The organism is Methylobacterium nigriterrae, from assembly GCF_037106235.1.
Taxonomy (GTDB): Bacteria; Pseudomonadota; Alphaproteobacteria; order Rhizobiales; family Beijerinckiaceae; genus Methylobacterium; species Methylobacterium nigriterrae.
This window is the reverse complement of sequence record NZ_JBAWTG010000878.1, coordinates 1-270: the sequence shown is the minus strand read 5'-3', so window position 1 is coordinate 270 and position 270 is coordinate 1. Positions and strand designations below refer to the sequence as shown.

Annotated in this window: 1 protein-coding gene; it reads right to left on the bottom strand. The window is 70.7% G+C overall.

What is annotated here, in order from left to right:
• On the bottom strand, positions 1 to 270 hold a 270-nt coding region (locus WDW90_RS39525), incomplete at both ends, for a hypothetical protein (protein WP_336493045.1).

Here is a 270-nt window from a genome sequence, read left to right as displayed (position 1 = left end):
CTCCAGGCCCAGCGTGGACGCCTCGCGTTCGGCCTCGGTGCCGGGGATCGCGGCGGCCTGCCCGGCGAAGGCGGTGACGCCCCCCTCAGGTCGCCGCTCGGCGAACAGGAGCACGCCGAACAGGGTCAGCACCAGGATCAGCAACCACGAGAGCATCGTCGGACCGTCGATCGAGAAGGCCCCCTCGGCAGCCGTCCAGCCAGCCTTGGGACTGGCGTTTCCGGGGTGGAACTGGGTGAAGACCAGGATCGCGGCCACGATCGAGGCCAG